This is a genomic window from Novosphingobium sp. SL115 (genome assembly GCF_026672515.1).
In the GTDB taxonomy this organism is placed as follows: domain Bacteria; phylum Pseudomonadota; class Alphaproteobacteria; order Sphingomonadales; family Sphingomonadaceae; genus Novosphingobium.
In genome coordinates, this window is sequence record NZ_JAPPRG010000002.1 from 495,905 (window position 1) to 514,558 (window position 18,654).

At 61.1% G+C, this 18,654-nt stretch carries 19 protein-coding genes; 10 read left to right on the top strand and 9 right to left on the bottom strand.

The features are described 5' to 3' along the window. Nucleotides 1–101 precede the first annotated feature (101 nt). The 3 genes from OVA07_RS03950 to OVA07_RS03960 all read left to right on the top strand — a co-directional run bounded on the left by OVA07_RS03950 (nt 102) and on the right by OVA07_RS03960 (nt 2,421). Entirely contained in the window at nt 102–371 is a 270-nt protein-coding gene (locus OVA07_RS03950) for a NepR family anti-sigma factor (RefSeq protein ID WP_268170168.1), read from the top strand. Further along, nucleotides 364–1,020 (top strand): sigma-70 family RNA polymerase sigma factor, encoded by a 657-nt coding sequence (locus OVA07_RS03955; RefSeq protein ID WP_268170169.1) that lies wholly within the window; start codon nt 364–366, stop codon nt 1,018–1,020. The genes OVA07_RS03950 and OVA07_RS03955 overlap by 8 nt, the downstream gene beginning before the upstream one ends. 192 nt (nt 1,021–1,212) lie before the next feature. Further along, nucleotides 1,213–2,421 (top strand): AI-2E family transporter, encoded by a 1,209-nt coding sequence (locus OVA07_RS03960; protein ID WP_268170170.1) that lies wholly within the window; start codon nt 1,213–1,215, stop codon nt 2,419–2,421. Here OVA07_RS03960 and OVA07_RS03965 read toward each other — a convergent pair. Then, the gene (locus OVA07_RS03965) at nt 2,409–3,023 is read right to left on the bottom strand and encodes a superoxide dismutase (RefSeq protein WP_268170171.1); all 615 of its coding nucleotides are present in this window, start codon (nt 3,021–3,023) and stop codon (nt 2,409–2,411) included. The genes OVA07_RS03960 and OVA07_RS03965 overlap by 13 nt on opposite strands. Nucleotides 3,024–3,163: 140 nt before the next feature. Further along, complete coding sequence (locus OVA07_RS03970) at nt 3,164–4,432, bottom strand: dicarboxylate/amino acid:cation symporter (RefSeq protein ID WP_268170172.1); 1,269 nt, start codon at nt 4,430–4,432, stop codon at nt 3,164–3,166. A gap of 125 nt (nt 4,433–4,557) precedes the next feature. On the opposite strand from OVA07_RS03970, the gene glmM reads away from it, so the two are divergent. From glmM to thiD, 3 genes are read left to right on the top strand one after another with little or no spacing between them, the layout of a single operon-like run. Further along, a complete protein-coding gene (glmM, locus tag OVA07_RS03975; RefSeq protein WP_268170173.1) occupies nt 4,558–5,895 on the top strand; it encodes a phosphoglucosamine mutase in 1,338 nt (445 codons plus the stop codon). Further along, nucleotides 5,895–6,119: a DUF1272 domain-containing protein gene (locus tag OVA07_RS03980; RefSeq protein ID WP_268170174.1), complete on the top strand. Its 225-nt coding sequence runs from the start codon at nt 5,895–5,897 to the stop codon at nt 6,117–6,119. The genes glmM and OVA07_RS03980 overlap by 1 nt, the downstream gene beginning before the upstream one ends. 37 nt (nt 6,120–6,156) lie before the next feature. Continuing rightward, entirely contained in the window at nt 6,157–6,906 is a 750-nt protein-coding gene (gene thiD, locus OVA07_RS03985; RefSeq protein ID WP_268170175.1) for a bifunctional hydroxymethylpyrimidine kinase/phosphomethylpyrimidine kinase, read from the top strand. A gap of 9 nt (nt 6,907–6,915) precedes the next feature. Here the strand turns inward: thiD and OVA07_RS03990 are convergent, their stop codons facing one another. Continuing rightward, on the bottom strand, nt 6,916–7,794 hold the full coding sequence (locus OVA07_RS03990) for an LOG family protein (RefSeq protein ID WP_268170176.1): 879 nt from the start codon (nt 7,792–7,794) through the stop codon (nt 6,916–6,918). Nucleotides 7,795–8,189: 395 nt separating this feature from the next. On the opposite strand from OVA07_RS03990, the gene OVA07_RS03995 reads away from it, so the two are divergent. Genes OVA07_RS03995 through OVA07_RS04005 form a run of 3 tightly spaced genes read left to right on the top strand, consistent with a single transcriptional unit; the run spans nt 8,190 to nt 9,995 of the window. Continuing rightward, nucleotides 8,190–8,930 (top strand): TIGR04255 family protein, encoded by a 741-nt coding sequence (locus tag OVA07_RS03995; protein ID WP_268170177.1) that lies wholly within the window; start codon nt 8,190–8,192, stop codon nt 8,928–8,930. Further along, entirely contained in the window at nt 8,927–9,529 is a 603-nt protein-coding gene (locus tag OVA07_RS04000; protein ID WP_268170178.1) for a hypothetical protein, read from the top strand. Before OVA07_RS03995 ends, OVA07_RS04000 begins: the two co-directional genes overlap by 4 nt. A 28-nt stretch (nt 9,530–9,557) precedes the next feature. Continuing rightward, complete coding sequence (locus tag OVA07_RS04005) at nt 9,558–9,995, top strand: hypothetical protein (RefSeq protein WP_268170179.1); 438 nt, start codon at nt 9,558–9,560, stop codon at nt 9,993–9,995. Between the two features lie 19 nt (nt 9,996–10,014). On the opposite strand, the gene OVA07_RS04010 is transcribed toward OVA07_RS04005, so the two are convergent. From OVA07_RS04010 to OVA07_RS04035, 6 genes are all read right to left on the bottom strand, one after another. Then, complete coding sequence (locus OVA07_RS04010) at nt 10,015–11,466, bottom strand: class I SAM-dependent DNA methyltransferase (RefSeq protein ID WP_268170180.1); 1,452 nt, start codon at nt 11,464–11,466, stop codon at nt 10,015–10,017. After that, nucleotides 11,466–12,038: a hypothetical protein gene (locus OVA07_RS04015; RefSeq protein WP_268170181.1), complete on the bottom strand. Its 573-nt coding sequence runs from the start codon at nt 12,036–12,038 to the stop codon at nt 11,466–11,468. The genes OVA07_RS04010 and OVA07_RS04015 overlap by 1 nt, the downstream gene beginning before the upstream one ends. Next, the gene (locus OVA07_RS04020) at nt 12,035–13,369 is read right to left on the bottom strand and encodes a restriction endonuclease subunit S (RefSeq protein WP_268170182.1); all 1,335 of its coding nucleotides are present in this window, start codon (nt 13,367–13,369) and stop codon (nt 12,035–12,037) included. Before OVA07_RS04020 ends, OVA07_RS04015 begins: the two co-directional genes overlap by 4 nt. Before the next feature lie 99 nt (nt 13,370–13,468). After that, nucleotides 13,469–16,108, bottom strand: coding sequence for a type I restriction endonuclease subunit R (locus tag OVA07_RS04025; RefSeq protein ID WP_268170183.1), 2,640 nt, complete (start codon nt 16,106–16,108; stop codon nt 13,469–13,471). A gap of 338 nt (nt 16,109–16,446) precedes the next feature. After that, the gene (locus OVA07_RS04030) at nt 16,447–16,935 is read right to left on the bottom strand and encodes a DUF488 domain-containing protein (RefSeq protein WP_268170184.1); all 489 of its coding nucleotides are present in this window, start codon (nt 16,933–16,935) and stop codon (nt 16,447–16,449) included. A gap of 106 nt (nt 16,936–17,041) precedes the next feature. After that, a complete protein-coding gene (locus OVA07_RS04035; protein WP_268170185.1) occupies nt 17,042–18,160 on the bottom strand; it encodes a hypothetical protein in 1,119 nt (372 codons plus the stop codon). 145 nt (nt 18,161–18,305) lie between these two features. On the opposite strand from OVA07_RS04035, the gene OVA07_RS04040 reads away from it, so the two are divergent. Beyond that, nucleotides 18,306–18,650: a helix-turn-helix transcriptional regulator gene (locus OVA07_RS04040; RefSeq protein WP_268170186.1), complete on the top strand. Its 345-nt coding sequence runs from the start codon at nt 18,306–18,308 to the stop codon at nt 18,648–18,650. Nucleotides 18,651–18,654 lie beyond the last annotated feature (4 nt).

The following is an 18,654-nucleotide window of genomic DNA, read 5'->3' on the forward strand; positions in this document are numbered from 1 at the left end:
AATTACCTAGTGCACCACGATCACGGGAACCGACAGCGGCTGATTACGTTCCGAAAAACAAGCACTGCCCTGCCCCGCTGCAAAACCGCAGGCAGGGTGTTATGGAACTCGCATCTGCCGCGTCCGGGGGAACCTGCCCCAGCGGTCTGGTATCCGATTTGATTTTATCCCTGGAGGGGGAGGCGTTGTCAGAGCGAATGTCGAAAGAAAAACCGATGAATCCCGGTCAGCAAAGCCGGAAGGGTGGGAAACCCCAGCCTCCCGAATGGGCGGACGGTCTGAAACGTCTTTACGATTCCGTCGTAGATGAACCCCTGCCCGACAGTTTCGCCCAACTTCTCGAAAAGCTGGATGACAGCTCGCATGGCTGAGGCAGCAACCGCGCCGCGCCCGGCGAGCGATCCTGTTGCGTTCAAACGTGAACTCACTGCGGTCATCCCCCACCTTCGCGCTTTCGCACGCGGGTTGTGCGGACGCCCTGATCTGGCCGACGATCTTGTGCAGGAAGCCCTGTTGAAAGCATGGGCTGCGCAAGAGCGGTTCGAAGCCGGCACGTCGATGCGGGCATGGACTTTCGTGATCCTGCGCAATGCCTATCTTACCGACATGCGGCGCAACCGCTTCCGTGCCGACTATGATGAAACGGTAGCGGAACGGATTCTGGTGGCACCGGCTGCGCAGGAAGGGCCGATGCACCTTTCGGACATGCACCGCGCGCTGTTGACCCTGCCGCCTGAACGGCGTGAAGCGCTGTTGTTGGTAGGTGCTGGCGGCTTCAGCTATGAAGAAGCTGCGCAGATTTGCGACTGCGCCGTTGGCACCATCAAAAGCCGCGTCGGCCGCGCCCGCGCCACGCTGTCACAGATGATCGAAAGCGGCCAGATCCCGCGCCGCAGCACCGGCGATGCCATTGCCCATTCCGCAATCATGACCGAATTGAACGATACCGTACGCGATGGTGTGCCGATTGCCGGTTCTCATGAAAATGCGATGGAAGCCACGGCCGACAGCGACGACTAATGCAACAAAACTGGCCGATGCGGTTCGGCCAGCCGGATGAAGGATGAAGGGGGCAAAGGTGTGATACACAAACCCCGTCCCCGCAAAAATTTGCCGGATGTGCCCCGCCCTACTTGATCCGGCGTCATGGGCAATGGATGGATTGCCAGACCAAACCCGCATACCCATCCAGCTTTCAGGGCCGCATCTCAGGTGAACCAGCCGCACACGCCCGATCCATTGCCACAGTTTCCACCGGAATCGATTCCGCCGGGATATCTGCCACCCACGATTGAGCAGGCTGACCAGCGGGCGCGGCTGCAATCGGCCATCGTGCTACTGTTGGGGCTGGGATTGTTTTTGGGCCTGCCGTTCGTCTTGTCGATCGGGTCTGTGGTGTTTCTGCCTCCGGTCACGGCGATGATCTTTACCATCGTGCTGTCTCCTCTGGCCGACCGGGTAACCCGGCTGGGGTTGCCCAACATGCTGGCCTCGTTCATCGCCATTCTTGCGCTGGTTGCCGTGGTACTGCTAGCGCTGCTGCTGATCCTGCAGCCAGCTTTCGTCATGGTCGATCAGGTGCCATCACTGGCCCGGCGCGTGGCACAACGCTTTGCCGAACTGCGCGGCAGCCTGTCGTGGGTTGCCGACATGAACCGCCAGTTGGCACGTATCACCGGCCACTCCACCCGCGAAGTGGTGGTTGCCAGCCCGTCGGTGATCGAACAGGTGGCCTTTGCCACGCCCAGCGTCATCCTTGAAATCCTGCTGACTCTGCTGATGACGTTCTTCATGATCGAATCGCGCATTCGCATGAAGCGGAGGATCCTGTTCGACCGGCACCATTTCAGCGCTTCGGTGCGGCTGGCACGGGTACTGCGCGATGTGCAGGAACGGGTCGCCAACTATATCCTCACTGTGGCGCAGGTGAACTTTGGCGTGGGCGTGATTGTCGCGCTGGGCGCGTGGGGCTTTGGCATGAGCGCGCCGGTGATGTGGGGCGGGCTGGCCTTCGTACTGAATTTCCTGCCCTACCTTGGCCCGCTGGCAATGATGGGCCTGTTGGGGCTGGTCGGCCTTGGCACAGCATCGACCGTAGCCGTGGGCCTGATCCCGATGCTGGCCTATCTTGGCCTGCATGCGGTGGAATCGAACATCATCACGCCTTCGATTCTAGGCGCGCGCTTCACGCTGAACCCGGTAGCGATCCTGATTTCGATCAGCTATTTTTCGTGGATATGGGGCGTTCTGGGTGCACTGCTGTCAGTGCCAATCCTGCTTACGCTGGCGGCCTTGCTGGACCATATCGGCAGGCCGAACATCGTCGGCTTCATGTTTGGTGAAGCGCTGTTTGAGCCGGGCCGCCTTGCCATTGCTGACGAAGACGACCCGGATCAAGGACATCAGGCTCAGGCCGGATAGGCCCAGTTGCCTTCGCGGGCGAGGTTTTCCGCCGCGAAATCCCAGTTCAGGTAACCATCAAGCACCTGCTTCAGGTAGTCCGGGCGCAGGTTCTTGTGGTCGAGGTAATAGGCGTGCTCCCACAGGTCGATGACGAGCAGCGGCTTGGCATCGTCGGTGGCGAAAGTCGCGGCGTCGTGGGTCTGTTCGACCACGAGCTTACCGTCCTTGGCCAGCAGCCACACCCAGCCAGAAGCGAAGTGGGCGGTGCCCTGCGCCGCCAGTTCAGCCTTCAGCGCATCGACCGACCCGAAAGCCGCGTCGATGGCAGCAGCCAGTTCACCAGTGGGCGCCGATGATGCAGGTGTCATGCTGTTCCAGTAGAACGCATGGTTCCAGCTTTGCGCCGAATTGTTGAACAGGCCCTTGTCGCCCTTGGCCTGCGCTGCATCGATGATCGTTTCGAGGCTGGCATCGGCAAGGTCGGTGCCTTCGACAGCGGCGTTGGTCTTGTCGACATAGGCCTTGTGATGCTTGCCATGGTGAGTTTGCAGGGTGGTTGCCGAAATCGTGGGCGAAAGCGCGTCTTCGGCATAAGGCAGCGGCGGGAGAGTAATAGCCATTGGTCTTCCAGCATCCTGACTGTAGAAGGGAAATACGTCATCAACCAACGCGCGACAGGCACATCGGTTGCCGCCCGGATAAGGCCGGAGTGCTGATTTCCTAGTGAATTTTTTCGAAGCGCTTATGCGTTAAGCGCAAGTCAGTCCGGCTTGAGGCGGGCATCGACCGCCGCCGTCACCGCCACGTCCATTGTGACATTGCCCAGCGTGCGCATGAGATCGGGCAGCATTTCCACCGCCACCAGCAGCGCCAGCGGTTCCACCGGAACGCCCATAGCAATGGCGATGGGACCGACCGAAGCCACGAAGCTGATCGACCCAGGCAGGCTGACCGAACTGAGCGAGACGAGGATGGCAACCAGTCCGCCCGCCACCATCATCAGCGGCGGCACGGCAATGCCATAAAGATGCGCGACATAGATCGCGACCGCCAGATTCATGGCCGGGCTGGTGGCGCGGAACAAGGCAACGGCCAACGGCATCACGAATTCCGAGGTCGATTCATGCACGCGAAGATCGCGACACGCCCCCAGCATGACCGGCAGCGACGCCAGCGACGATTGTGTGGACAGGGCAAAGGTCTGCACCGGCAACATGGCGCGGGCAAAAGCGCCCAGCGGCTTGCGCGCTAGCGCCACCGCCACGACATATCCCGCCAGAAACACCACGGTTCCGGTCAAGACCACAATCAGGATATAATGCGCTAGCGCCCCGATCACCGCTGTGCCGCTTTGCGCCGCCACGGCAAGGCTCAAAGCGAAAACCCCAAACGGCGCCAGCGCCAGCACCCAGCCAATTACCACTAACATGGCCGATGCCAGCGCGGCAAAGAAAGTGGTCATCACGTCACGCTGCGGCCCCTTCAGCCGTGACACCGCCAGCGCGAAAACCGACACGAACAGGATCAGCGGCAGCATCCGGTCATTGGCGGCGGCATCTATCACGTTTGTTGGCACGATGGACCGCAGGAATTCCGCCACACCCGGCACCGGTCCTGCATCCTTGCCCGAAAGGGTCTGCCGCAATGCCTCACCCGCATCCGCCGGAATCGGCAATAGTGCGATCAGCGCGGGCGTAACCAGCAGCGCCATCCCGGCACTGAACGCCAGAACCAGCAGAAACAGGCCAAGGCTGCGCCGCGCCACCGCGCCCGCGCTGGCCGTGGCCAGCGTTTGCGTGACCCCGGTAAACAACAACGCGGCCACCAGCGGCACGATGGTTGCCTGAAGCGCGCGCAGCCACATTTCGCCCACCGGCTGCACCCATGTTTCCACCAGCGGCAGAGCTTGTGGCGCGGCAAAGGCGATCAGCAGTCCGCCGACCAACCCGCCCACAAGGCCAAGGAAGGTCCACGTTGCCGGAACCTGCGCAATCGGCGGCAGCGCCATGGCTCCGCCGTCTTCGCCCACGTTCCTTTCGGATGATTTTTCGGATCTTGGTAAGGTCATCTTGAGATGACATTAGCTAAGTGAAGCCGCATAGCAATCGATGCGCGAGGCAGGCCCCGCGCGACAAGCAAGGGAATGGCCGCAACATGGCACGCAAGTTCTTCGGCACCGACGGTATCCGGGGCCGGACCAACGCCGGAGTGATGACCGCCGCCACCGCGATGAAGGTGGGGCAGGCCGCTGGCACTTACTTCCAGCGCGGCGACCATCGCCATCGCGTAGTCATTGGCAAGGACACCCGCCTTTCCGGCTATATGATGGAAAGCGCGATGACGGCGGGGTTCACCTCGGTCGGTATGGACGTAGTGCTGTTGGGGCCGATGCCCACGCCCGCCGTCGCCATGCTTACCCGGTCAATGCGCGCCGACCTTGGCGTGATGATCTCGGCCAGCCATAACCCTTATGAAGACAATGGCATCAAGCTGTTCGGCCCGGACGGTTTCAAACTGTCTGATGATGCAGAACTGGCCATTGAAGCCATGCTGGAACAGGAACTGCCACTGGCCGATGCCACGCAAGTTGGCCGCGCCCGCCGCATCGAAGACGCCCGCGGCCGCTATATTCACGCGGTCAAAGGCAGCCTGCCCGACAACGTGCGGCTGGATGGCCTGCGCATCGTGCTCGATTGCGCCAACGGTGCAGCCTATCACGTCACGCCGTCAGCCCTGTGGGAACTAGGCGCTGAAGTGATCGCCATGGGCGTGGAACCCAACGGCAAGAACATCAACCTCAATGTCGGCTCCACCCACCTTGATGCGATCAAGGCCAAAGTGCGTGAAACCCGTGCCGATATCGGCATTGCGCTGGATGGCGATGCCGACCGGCTGATCGTGGTGGATGAAAAGAGCCAGACCGTGGATGGCGATCAGATCATGGCGTTGATCGGCTGCCAGCTTGCCGCGCGCGGCGAACTGCGCGGCGGCGGTGTGGTGGCGACAGTGATGTCGAATCTGGGCCTCGAACGGCACCTTAACGCACACGGTCTGACGCTTGAGCGGACTTCGGTGGGCGACCGCTATGTGCTGGAGCGCATGCGCGAAGGCGGCTTCAACGTCGGTGGCGAACAGTCGGGCCACATGATTCTGGCCGACCATGGTACCACGGGCGATGGAACCGTCGCCGCGCTTCAAGTGCTCGCCGCGATGGTATCCTCGGGCAAACCCGCCAGCGAGCTGCTGCACCAGTTCGACCCGGTGCCCCAATTGCTGAAAAACGTCCGCTTCAGCGGCGGCAAACCGCTGGAGGACGAGGCTGTGAAAGCCGTGATTGCCGATGCCGAAGCGCGGCTGGCCGGGCGCGGGCGTCTGGTGATTCGCCCGTCAGGCACCGAACCGCTGATCCGCGTCATGGCCGAAGGCGACGATGCGGCCGAAGTGGAAGCCGTGGTCGACCAAATCTGCAACGCCGTCAGAAAGGCCACCTGATGCTGGAAATGCGCCCCGATTGCGAACGCTGCGGCACCGACCTTCCGGCGCAAGCGCCCGGTGCGTTCATCTGTTCGTTCGAATGCACTTTTTGCGCTGAATGCGCCGATGAACTGGACGAACGCTGCCCCAATTGCAGCGGCGAGCTGATGGACCGCCCGACGCGGGCCAAAGCGCTGCACACCAAGCATCCGCCCTCGACTGAGCGCAAGTTCAAGGGGTGAGCTTGCCGAAGCACGCCCCGCAACGTAACCGTCAGGAATGATCTCCCCACCCCGCATCCTGTCCATCGCCGGGTCCGATTCCGGCGGCGGCGCTGGCATTCAAGCCGATATCAAGACCATCACCCTGCTGGGTGGCTATGCCATGACCGCCATCTGCGCGCTGACCGCGCAGGATACCACCGGCGTACATGCCGTGCTTCCGGTCGATCCGGCAATGGTGGCGGCCCAGATCGATGCCTGTGTGAACGACCTTGGCGTCGATGCGGTGAAGATCGGCATGCTCGGTTCGCCCGAAATCGCCGCTGTGGTGGCCGACCGGCTGGAACGGCTGTCAGTGCCCATCGTGTTCGATCCGGTGATGATTTCCACCAGTGGAGCGGCATTGGCTGATGCTGCCACGATTGCCGGGTTCGAACGGCTGATGGCGCTGGCCACGCTGACCACGCCCAACGTGCCTGAGCTGACAGCGCTGGGCGGTGATGCCGCCATGCAGGCGCGCGGCGTAGCTTATATCGCCAAAGGTGGCGATGCCGACGGGCCAGAAGTGATCGACCGACTGGTCATTCCAGGCCAGCCTGAGCGTGTATGGACCGCCCCGCGTATTGTCACCCGCCACACCCATGGCACTGGCTGCACCATGTCGAGCGCGATTGCCACGTTACTGGCCAGCGGCGCTTCGCTGGAAGAGGCGGTTGAGGATGCCCGCGAATTTGTGCGCGCCGCCCTGCTGGCCGCGCCCGGCTTTGGCGCAGGGCACGGCCCGCTGGGCCATCAGGCAATGCGCTGATCCGCCCTGTCAGCAATCCAGATCGTAAAACTTCACGATATGCGCCCAGGCCTCTTCCCCCGTCTCAACTGGCGTGAACAGGTCCAGATCCTCGAAGTTGATGACCCCTTCTTCGGCCAGCGCGCGGAAATTTATCACACGATTCCAGTAATCCTTGCCGAACAGCAGAATCGGGATCGGCTTCATCTTCCCGGTCTGGATAAGGGTCAGCAGTTCGAAAAATTCATCGAACGTGCCAAACCCGCCGGGGAACACCGCCACGGCGCGCGCGCGCAGCAGGAAATGCATCTTGCGCAACGCGAAGTAGTGGAACTGGAACGAGAGGTGTGGCGTGACATATCCGTTCGGTGCCTGTTCGTGCGGCAGGACAATGTTCAGGCCAATTGATTCGGCACCGGCGTCCTGCGCCCCGCGATTGGCCGCTTCCATGATCGACGGGCCGCCGCCTGAACAGATCACGAACTGGCGCTTACCATCTTCGACAATCCCGCACTGACTGGCCTTGAACGCCAGCAACCGCGCTTCTTCATAATACTTTGCCTTGGCAACAAGACTGTCGACCACGGCCTTTCGCTCGGGCGTGGTAGCTGTGGCCAGCGCCGCTTCGGCCATGTCGGGCGCAGGGATGCGCGCCGAACCATAGATCACCAGCGTCGACCCGATACCCGCTTCATCCAGCAGCATCTCGGTCTTCAGCAGTTCCAACTGGAACCGCACCGGACGCAGTTCCTCACGCAGGAGGAAATCAGTGTCGCGGAAGGCCAGTCGATAGGCCGGATCTTGCTGCTGGGCGGTAGTCTTGGCGTGGCTTTCGACAAAGCCTGCTTCCTGCTCAGCCTTGTAAAACTTGCGCTTGGTCAGCTCGTGCTGCTTTTCTTCTTCTGTCATGCCCGCATAAATCGGCTCGCCTGTGCAAAAGCGCAAGAGGCCGCAACCACCAGACACACTTCGCATGAGAGATGAAATTTTCGGGAAAGAAGGAGACTGGATGCCCCGCGAGGAGAGGAAGGTCAGGTTCAAGGCTGTCCATAGAGTTTTGTTTTATATGGACATACTTTAGAACTTGGATGCCTCGTGTGCCACATGTTTGTGCGCCACGTGGTGCACAGAGAATTGATGGTAGGGGAACCATCGCGCCCATTTTCCCGGGCCAGCCCGCCTGCGTTGGGCTAGCTATCACGAAGATTGGGGACGAAGGGCAGAACGACGCTATGGACGGATTGAGGTTTGATCATACATAGGGCTAGTCGTAAGCACTGGCCCATGCGTTGAAATGAGAACCCATGTCGATATCACAGCCCTATCCGGCTCCGCCGATTATCGACGCCATTGTGGAACTTCGCTTGAAGGCTCCACTGGATAAGCGCGAACAGGAACGTGTCGTCAAAGCGTTCAAGCCCTTCTACGACAGGCATCAAGAGACAAGCGAAGTCGATGTGCAGGTGAAGATCGAGGAGGGCAATATTGAAGCTCAAACCGGTCCTGCAAAGGCCGTCCATATTTTGAGCAACGATGATCAAAACGATTTCTGCCGTGTCGAAGAGTCAAAACTCCATTGGTCTCGATTACCGCCGTATGAGGGATGGGCGTGCTTCGAGGATCGTATCTTCCGCGACCTGAAAAAGATGCCAAAGAAGATTGGCATTCCAAGTTTGGAGCGCCTCGGCGTCAGGTACCGGAACCGCGTTGACGTTCCAGTCGATGATGACGGCATTTGCCGTTACGAAGATTATGTGTCGGTTAACCTTCAACTGCCTACATTGCTTGATCCGCACGATGGTTATCAATGGAAGATTGAAAAGCATTTCAGGGATCGCGGCATTTCTGCGACCGTCATGTCTGGCATAATGCCCTCGGAATTACCGAAGACGATGGCAGTGCTGCTTGACGTTGATGTATATGTCATTGGCGACCTCCCAAAGGATCGTGACAATTTGTCAAACAAGCTTGAGGAGATGCGCGCTTTAAAGAATGAGATATTCGAGGCGTGCGTGACGGACAAGGCGAGGGCAAGTTTCCAATGAACTACCCCATGATTGACTTTTTGCCGCAAACAGCCGCTGCTGCTCCCTTCTCCTTGGATTTGTTGGAAGCGGTGCCGAGCCCCCTTCCTTACATCCTGCATGATCGCGCAGTGGTGGTATCCGATCAGCCCAGCACTGTCGTTCGACAGGTTGCCAAGGGTAAATCGATCAGCGAACACCTCTTTGATGCGACCGCCGAAGCGAAGCGCTGGACTTCGCAAGTCGCTATGCGGCTTGATCCTAAGGCGAGACTAAGGTTCTTTCGCCAACTTGACCGCCTCCACGATGAGGATGAATGGTTCGAAGGGGACCGCCCGGTCGCGCTGGACTCATACAAGGCTTTTGTTCGTGCCTATGTAAGTGGCAGCATAGGCGGGAAACCTGCGTTAGCATTGGCGCAAGATGGCCGAATTGTCGCGATATGGCAGGACGGCGCGGACAAACTGACTATCGAGTTCTTTCCTCGCGATAAGGTCCGCTATCTCGTTTCCCAAACTGTTGACGGTGAACGTGAACGCTTTGCGGGCGACACCTCCATCGGACGGCTTTCACAAGTTCTTAGCCCATTTGAATGTGTGCGCTGGTTCGATGGTGGCTAGAAAAGCCCTTCCAAACGATGATCATGTTATGCGGTTCGTGCCAAAAGGAAGGCAGCACCGTGACCCAGATACCGATGCGTTTCTGGGCCTCACGCCTCAAGCGATGGAACTACGTGACGAGGACAAGGGTGGTCTTTCGGTCACGTGGGTTGAGCATTTTGGCGAGTACGGTCAAAGCGCAAAGCGGAGCGCCGCAATCGCCTTTCGAGAGGCACTTGAAAAGAAGCATATCGGTGGTGAGGCTGTTTTCGCGACTGCCCAAGTCAAAGCAGTCATTGATGCGGGAAATGCCTACCGCAAGAGTGTGCGCGTCGTGCATGATCCCGTGCAGGGCAATCCCGGCCATGCCGAGGTCCGCCATTTCACCGACGAGGACGTAAGGCTTCTCGATCACTTGGCCACAGAAATCTTTGATGTGATCGACAAAGTGGCTGATTTGAACCTACCCAAGCTCGCCAAGAAATAATGCCCTCAAGGCAAATTGCTCACCCAGCCAATTCCGCCGCAACCTTGCGGAAACGCTCCAGCGCCGCCTCAAGGTTCTCGACGATCTCCGCCGCCACTTCATCCGGCGGAGGCAGGCTGTCGGGGTCGATGTGACCATCGTCCTTCAGCCAGAAGATATCGAGGTTCAGCTTGTCCCGCGTTGCCAGTTCCTCATAGCTGAAGCGCTTGAACCGTTCGCTTTCCTCCCGCGTGTGGCGCAGGTGGTTGGGGCGGTAGGCGGTGACGAAATCGTCAAGGTCGGCCCGCTTCAATGGGCGTTCGCGCAGGGTGAAGCGCTGGTTGGTGCGCAGGTCATAGACCCACATTTCCTCGGTGGCGATGCGCTCGCCTGCCGCTACCTTCTCGAAGAACAGGACGTTGGCCTTCACCCCCTGCTTGTAGAAAATGCCGGTCGGCAGGCGCAGCAGGGTGTGGAAGTTGAAATCCTTGAGCAGCCGCCGCCGGATCGCTTCGCCCGCCCCGCCCTCGAACAGCACGTTGTCCGGCAGCACCACGGCGGCGGTCCCGCCGGGCTTGAGGATCGTCATGATGTGCTGGAGGAAGTTCAACTGCTTGTTCGAGGTGGTTACGGTGAAGTCCTCGCGGACATAGTCCTGCCGCTCGCTTTCGATATCGCCTTCCTGATTGACGATGCGGTATGACTGCTTCTTGCCGAATGGCGGGTTGGCCAGGACCACGTCGAAGCGTTCACCGCTGTCGTTGGCCAGCGCGTCGGCAGGGATCACGGGTGACTTGTCGCCGCCGATACCGTGCAGGTAGAGGTTCATAGCGCACAGGCGCACGACCTCCGGCACAATATCGTAGCCCCGGAACATCTCTTCGCGCAGGTGGCGCGAGGTGGCCCGGTCCTTGGCGGCGGGCTTGTCCTTCATGTGCTCATAGGCGGCGAGCAGGAAGCCCCCGGTGCCGCAGGCCGGATCGCACACGCTTTCGGTGGGCGCGGGATCGACCACCTCGACCATGGCGTGGATCACGGCACGCGGGGTGAAATACTGGCCTGCGCCGCTCTTCACCTCGCCCGCGTTGCGTTCAAGCAGCCCTTCGTAGATCGCGCCCTTCACATCGACATTGACGCCCATCCACGTCTCGCCGTCGATCAGGGTGACAAGGCGTTGCAGCTTGGCCGGATCGTTGATCTTGCTTTCGGCTTTGAGGAACAGCGTGCCGACGAAATCGGTTCGCTTGGCGAGTTCCGACAGCGCCAGCTTGTAATGCTTGTCCAGTGCCTCGCCGGTCTTTCCCTTGATCGTGGCCCACTGGTATTCCGCCGGGATCAGCGACGGCTCGCCGAGGTACTCGGTGCGTTCCTCGTCCATCTTGAGGAACAGCAGGAAACTGATCTGGCCGACATAATCGCCATAGCCAATGCCTTCATCCCGCAGGACATGAGCATAGTTCCAGACTTTCGAGACGAGGGTCTGTTCGTTCATCAGATATCCCCGATAGCGCCGCTGACCCACCAGCGCTTGTGAAACTCGTTGTGGTCTTCCAGTTGCTTGCCCAGCACGCCCAGCCAGCCGCCGCTCCATTGCTGGAAGGCGGGCGTCCCGTCCGGATTGCTCAGATGCTCCTGCATGGTGCGCATCGTATAGACCGGGTTCTGAGTCTGGCGGGTCGCGCCAATTTCCTGAAAATAGGGACCATCCATCAGCAACCGGGTATCGCCGCGATAGGCGAGGACGACGCTGTCAAAGGACCGGTCCTGCAAGGCTTCCGCCGCCTTGAATAGCATACGGTCCATGCCCGCCATGGACTGCGTACCTTTCACCGAACGCACATCAAGAACAACCTGCGACGGGCTGACCAGCCAGCGCCGATAGGCGATTATTGATGCATCGCTTTCATCCGCAAGGGCGCTACGCACGGGCAAGAATACCACGGCGTTCCAAGCGGCTAGCGCCACGAGCAATCCGCCCAGCAACCAAGGCCAGCGGCGCTTGGGTCGGGGTGCGGTTTCGGTTGGGATGGAAGGCGTGTCTGCCCCGGTGGTTTCGTCGGTCATGCGGAAAGCTCTCCCCGGAAGGCGGCGGCGAGGATGGATTGGCGGAGGGTGGAGGCCAAGGCTTCCAGTCCAGCATCTTCGAGAGTGGTTTCGAGGCCGGTTTCTTCCCGCGCCACCGTGACGATGCGAGCCTGTTCCGTGGTCGAGGGAAGGGGCACCGCCACTTCGTACAGGGTCTCCAGATTGATGTTCTTTTGGGCGGTTGCCGGTGCCCAGCGGTCCAGTTCTTCCCGCACCGTTCGAATGAAAAGTTCGACGTAGCGTGGGTTCACGCCATCGGCACAGGTCAAGCCGACAATACTATCTGGAAAACAGGCGTCGAACGTCAGGACGCCCGTCTTGGCGATGTTCGCGGCGATGGTGATGCACAGCGTTCCCGCAGGCCAGAGCTTACTCTGAGCCTTCCCCATCTCGGTGTAGGTCTGCTCGAAGCGCGCTATGTCGCCGTCACTCTCAGCCACAATGCCTGTTTGGATAAAAGGATAGGGGCCGCCATACAGCTTGGGATCGTTGCGTGGCCTATGCTTCGATTTCCCTCGGCCAAAATCGCCAAGCTGTTGCAAGCTGGCCCACGCCCAGCCCTCCGGCAATTCCGGCAGGCCATCCGTATCAGGCCCGGCGGGTTCGGTGTATGTCTTGCGGGCGTTCTTCGGGTCGGCGTGCCAGCGGGCGCGGCGGTTGGCGAGGATGCGGGCGAGGAGTTGTTCGCCGGTTTCCTGCGGCTGGCCAGAAGCGGCCTGTTCGGCGCGCCAGTCGGCGGTGAGTTCGCCGGTGACTGCTGCCTTGAGCAGGGCCTTGCGATAGGTCTCCACCCCGGCCCGCGCCTCGGCCAGCGCCGCTTCGCCCTCGCCGATCTCGGCGAATAGGGCGTCGATGCGGGCGACGACCTGCCGCTGCGTGCCTTCGTCCGGGACGGGCACTGGAAATGCGCCCACGAGGTCGAAATCGATGCGGGGACGGTCGCCGGTTACGATGTGCGATGCATAGTAAACATACCGCTGGCTGTGCAGGTTGAGCGCGACGTACCGGGCATTCATTCCTGACTTCGGCCTTAGAACGATCAGTTCGCCCGAACACGCGCCTGCCCGATCAGCAACCCAAACCTTGTTCAGGTATGGCCGCAGCCGACCGTAAAGCACGTCACCTGGCAAGAAGGCCGAGCCTGCGCTGCGCATATCCGCGAAGCTACCGACACCCTCGATCCGCATTTCGTGCGGCGGAATGTGCTCCAGCCCCACGAATGGGAGGCGGCTCTCCTTGTCGGGTTGGTGCTTGGCGCTGGACTTCTCAACCAGATCGCCCAGCCGTTCCCAGCGCCAGCCATCGGGCAAGTCCCATGGCCCCTCTACCGGTTCGGCATTAACCGTCGCTGCTTTCCGCCCCCGTGCCAACGCCTCAAACCCCATTCCATCCCGAAACACCCGGCGGCATCACGCCACCAGCGCTTCAGGCAATTCCTCGATGATCGTGTTCAGCCGGTCGCCGAAGGCCCGGCGGGCGGCGATCACCCCACCGCGCTCGACAAAGCCGGGCTGCTCCTGAAGGTCGCGCAGGCTCAGGTCAATGTTGGCGGCAAGGTGATCGCGGATTGCCTCCAGCCAGCCAAGCTGTTCCGGCCCGTAATCGCGCCCCGCTGTCTTCTCGCGCCCCAGCCACAGATTGAAGCGCCCTGCCATATCCGCCGACAACGGTTGGAGCGTATCGCGCTGACCAAGGGCATAGCGGACCAGCGCGACGATATCCGTCAGCACCCGCGCCGGGTCCGCCGTGATCTTGCCTTCGGAAAGGCGCTTGTAGGCCGCCCAGATCGACACCGGCTCCAGCAGCCACGGCGGCTTGGCCAGCGCGTGGCGCAGTTCCTCGATGCTTTCATAGGTCAGCCGCGCCAGCCGGGCGGGCTTGCCATAGAGGATCGTCAGCGCGGTGAGTTCGTCCTGGTGCTGGTCAAGGAAGTCGGAAAACTTCGCCACCGTCTCCCGCGCCGCCTTCTCGTCGAAGCCGGTAGCGATCACCGCGTCACGGGTAAACTCGTCGATGTAGAGTTCGGACTGCTTCTTGAGGTCCACCAGCAGGCGGCGCAGCTTCGGGCCATCGGCCAGCACGCGCAGCGCCTCTTCCCGCATCCGCTGGCCGGTCTGCTCCATCGCCTCGTCGGTGGCGGGCGGCGGGGTCTCCGCCTCGACCTTGTCGTTGTCGATGGAGTCCAGCAGGCGCGAGGCCATGTCGTGCAGCGTCTGCCCACCCGATGCCGCTTCGATCTCGGCATGGTCCTCCGGGGCGAGCTTCTTCGCCAGCGAGGCCAGCCGCCCGGCAAGCGTGGAGACTAGGTCTGCATCGGCCCGCCCACTGGCGACGTGTTCCAGCAGCTTCTCGAACCCGATATCGCGCTTGCGCTCCAGCGGCTTCGCCACCTGCTTGACCGTCTCGGTCACGCCGACAGCGTCGATCAGGACGAAGCGTTCCTTCTTGTCGCGGGCATCGGGCGTCACCGTCTTGAGATCGGCGAAGCCCAGCGAGCGGACGCCGCGTCCCTTCATCTGCTCGAAGTAGAGCGAGGAGCGCACGTCGCGCAGGAAGATCAGCACCTCCAGCGGCTTTATGTCCGTGCCGGTGGCGATCATGTCCACGGTGACGGCGATGCGCGGGTTGTAGCTGTTACGGAACTCCGCGATCAGCTTTTCAGGGTCGTCCGCCGCATAGGTGATCTTCTTGGCAAAATCGTTGCCCTTGCCGAACACTTCGCGGGCGATGTGGACGATTTCCTCGGCGTGGTGATCGTCCTTGGCGAAGATCAGCGTCTTCGGCACCTCGGTGCGACCGGGGAACAGTTCGGTCGGCAGTGTGTCGCGGAAGGTCTGGAGGATCAGCCTGATCTGGTTCGGCGCGATCACCGAGCGGTCAAGGTCGGTGGCGCTATAGACCACGTCCTCGGACAGTTCCTCGTAGCGCTGGCGGCGGGTGTGCCGGTCGCGCCGGGCGACGGTGTATCCGGCGTCGATCTTGCCGCCACGTTCGCCGATCTCAGTGCGGATACGGAACACCTCGAACGGCACGTTTACCCCGTCGATCACGGAGCGTTCGTAGGGGTATTCGGCAACGAGGTTCTTCTGGAAGTAGCCGAGCGTGTGGACCGAAGGCGTCGCCGTCAGCCCGATGGTGAAGGCGTCGAAATACTCCAGCACCTGCCGCCAGTTGCCGTAGATCGAGCGGTGGCACTCATCGACGATGACGAAATCGAACGTCTCGGGTGGCAGGGCGGCGTTGTACACCACCTGCTTGGCCGGCGCGGCGTCCGCCTCGTAGCCGCTGGCTTCTTCGTCCTCCTCGGACAGTTCCTCTTCGGCAAGCTGGGCATAGACCCGCTGGATCGTGGAGATCACCACCGATGCGTTCGGATCAAGCCCGGCGGGGCCGAGCCGCTGGACGTTGTAAAGCTCGGTGAACAGGCGGCCCGTGCCGGGCGGGCGGTATGCCTGAAACTCCTTGAGCGTCTGCCGCCCGAGGTTGTTGCGATCCACAAGGAACAGGATGCGCTTCGCCCCGCCATGGGCCAGCAGGCGATAGGCTTGCGTGGCGGCGGTGAAGGTTTTGCCCGCACCCATGGTCATCTGCACCAGCGCACGCGGCTTGCCTTCGGCCAGCGAGGCTTCCAGCGCTGTGATCGCCTCGACCTGACAATCGCGCAGACCTTCCGCGATCAGTGGCGGGAGGGTGGTGAGCCGAGCGCGGAGGGAGGAGCCGGACTTCAACCACTCGTGCAGCGTCTCGGGCCGGTGGAAGCCGAACAGGTAGCGGGAACGCTGGGCGGCATCCGCCCGGTCGCTGAACAGGATTTCCGAAGCGCTGGCCTCGTAATCGAAGCGTAGAGGATCGCCCCAGGCCGAAAGGTGCGCGGGCAACTGGTGCTGATAGCGGCTGGCCTGCTCCGCCACGCCGGACAGGGTGACGCCTTCGGGCTTGGCCTCGATCACCCCGCACGCTTTGCGGTCAACAAACAGGAGGTAATCGCAAGGGCCGGTCGCCAACGGATATTCACGTACTGCAACGCCAAGGCCAGCACCCACACTCATATCTTCGCGATCCTGAACAACCCAACCTGCCGCGCAAAGTTGCGCGTCGATCAGTTCACGAGCTTTTTGTTCCGGCGTTGCCATCACCCCGGTGTATGGCAGACAAACGACTGACCGCAATCGAAATAGACGGCCAGAGGGCGTTCATTAGCTCTCTCGTGTAGGATGGGAAGGGGTGAGCGGTGTTCGCGCTGTAGCCACCCTTGGGCGGCATTATGGCGGGGGCGTTTTCCGACAAAGTTTGTAACCTGGCCCCCCGATTTGGCGAGTCGGTTCAGGCACTTAAGCACTTGAATTTTTTCGACTAAAAGTTCTCGGATTTCGTCCGGATTTTGCCCTCAGAACAGGCTGGGCTGGCGTTCCAGCAAGTCCCGGATCACCGCATCAATCCGCCCTGCCGGAACCCGCTGGAGCGTGTCGGTCACGTCCTCGTCGGACCCGTCCCGGCAGATGCTCCGGGCAATAATACCGAGCCGGGCGAGCAGGCTGGCGGCAATGTCGGTGGTTCGGTGGCAGTCCTCGGGCCTGCCCTCGCTGCACATCAGCGCTACCGGCTCACGGCAAGCGGCGTCCAGTATCCGGTCCAGCGCCGCGAGGTAGTCGGGGTGGTCGAGCGGGATTGCCGTGCGCCCACCCAGAACCTTGCCCTCCTGCCGGTACAGGATGCCTGCCCGCTCGGCCCAGCGTTCAATCTGGTTGGCATTGAACGGCTGGTTCCGAGACCACGGCGATGACCGCACGTCCCATAGCTGGGTGATCTGCCGCCGTTCCAGTTCCCGGAGGAACTCGGGCAGGGTGCGGGTCGAATATCCAATCGTATAAAGCATAATGACTCCAGTGAGTTATCCCATTGGAGCCTAACTTTGGGGCGAGTCGCAGGACAGCCCAGAACGGCGGGTTTCTGCCGTTTTCGGGCAAGATACCTTGCTTGGATTACCTCACTGGTTTGAACGCACCTTGATCCCAATAGCCCACCGCGTCATCGGCAGGTGCGTCCATGGTGTAGGTGTAACGCTCCCCTATCCCTCGGACCCATTCGTAGGTGGAATGCATGAAGCGCAGCCGGAGCAGATGGGTTTGGGCCTCACCCTGAGCGCGGGCGATGTTGGCCCGGGCAGCGAATAGCCCGCCGGTCCATGTGATGCTGCGGTTCCCTGCCCCGCTAACCCGGATATCGATATCGCGCTCCCACATCGCCTGCCCCACGATCTTGGCATAAGCGCCGCGCAAGATCGGGAAGAAGGCGCGTTGCTTGGCGGCGATGGCGAGGCGAAGATCGCGCTGGGCATCCTTGCCAGCCTGATCGAGCGGCGTGGCATTGCTGTCCTCAAGTGCGCGGGTGGCGTCTTCCAGCTTGGCCACAGCATTCCATATGTCCGGGGCTGATGCCGGAGCGGTCGTGGCAATGCCCGATATCTGCGGCAACCAGTATGATCGGACCTTCTCCGCGAAGTTGCTGTCATGGGTTGAGATATCGTTGGCTTTGATCCGGGTTTCGATCTGCGCCACCAGTGTTTTGACCTCGGGGTCGGTGCGCAGAATTTCTGCCGGGGCATTATCATAGACGATTGTGAGGGCGCGTTCGGGCTGGTTGCCTTGCAGTGCGGATCGGGCTTCATCGAGCATGGCAGCCCGGTCGAGATGTGTTTTTCTCGCACCCGTGGTCGTGGGGGGTGCTGTTCGTTCCGTCGCCGCTCTCAATTGCTGTTCCTGTACCCGCTTTGCCGCCAGTTCAGGAAAGGCGCTGTCAATGGCCAAGACGCCAACGACGGTTAGCGCCAGCCCTACGCCCCCGCAAATCGCCACGATACCGATATGACCGCCCGTTGAAGTGGGCTGGCCCCATTTGCGCTGCGTGAACGATGCCACAGGGGGAAGTAGTGCCAAGGCCGGTAGCCCGAACAGCGGCAGGATCATTGGCAAGGAGGGGTCATGCTTGTCCAACCCGGCCAATACTGACGAGAAGGCAATTAGCAGGAGGAACCCCGCGATGACCGAAGCGATCACCGCACCTTTCCCGGCGAGTAGCGCAGAAGTCCGAAACTTTTCCATTTTGCTGCACTTTCAGTTTCTATTTTGCAGTTAAGTGCAACCTCAATACCTCGTGACCGCATAAGCCAGAAGGTAGTTTTTGCGCTGAAGTGACATTTCAGTGCGGACGTGGATGGTGGCCGATCTTCGAGTTCAAGTAGGAAGTATGGTCCGGCACCACAGAGAGCGTGCTGGGATGACACAGGCGCAGCTAGCCGAACGCATCGATAAATCCGTTCAGCTTGTCGGTCGAATTGAACGAGGTGCAGCAGCGCCAAGCTTCGAGACATTGGGCGAAATGGCTGCGGCGTTGAACGTTGAGGTTCGCGAACTATTCGGGGCCGGTGATTTCGCTGCTGGCCGAGATGGCCCGCTGGCAGCGCTGGTCAATTCGGTTGCCGCTCTCGATCAAGGCGATCTGGAATGGCTCCGGCAACTCGTTGACGTGGCGCTCAGCCGTAAACCGCCCAGACGAACGGCTTCAACGGGGCCAGATGCCGCCCACCCATAGTCGT